This window comes from Dellaglioa sp. CoH-57-MRSF-20, from assembly GCF_056781955.1.
Genome location: NZ_JBXAXV010000097.1, coordinates 1 through 489 on the forward strand (window position 1 = coordinate 1; position 489 = coordinate 489).

The 489-nt window shown below is 54.0% G+C and carries 2 tRNA genes; both read right to left on the reverse strand.

Features of this window, described 5'->3' with window-relative positions:
- Positions 1–127: 127 nt before the first annotated feature.
- Positions 128–203 (reverse strand) — tRNA-Phe (locus AC1RPN_RS08300).
- Positions 204–208: 5 nt separating this feature from the next.
- Positions 209–284: transfer RNA gene (locus AC1RPN_RS08305), tRNA-Asn, on the reverse strand.
- Positions 285–489: the final 205 nt, after the last annotated feature.

Genomic DNA, 489 nt, shown 5'->3' on the forward strand with positions numbered 1-489 from the left:
GTCCCCAATTGATTAGTTGACCTCAACACGTGGAAAATCTACACTAGCGACACACAGGCCGAGCCCGGGACACAAATTGCGGTCGGGGTAATCAGCCCCTCCTACGATTTTTACGAGGTCACAACGTTGGTGCGCAGGGCTGGACTCGAACCAGCGACACCCGGATTTTCAGTCCGGTGCTCTACCAACTGAGCTACCCGCGCATGTTTGGCTCCGGTGGCTGGGATCGAACCAGCGACCCACGGATTAACAGTCCGTTGCTACTACCGCTGAGCTACACCGGAATTGAGTCAGATAGACCGGGTAACAACTTCGTCCGGCTCACTATCTGATTCGTACTACTTAACTGATGATACCAATCAGGTCGCCTTCGAGGCACACCTTCAGCTCTTCACCATCTACTTCTACGGTTGCAGTCGTCATTGACGTGATAACCGTGTCACCTACCTTAACGCGCAGAGGACGGATCGAACCGTCGCGCAGGATATG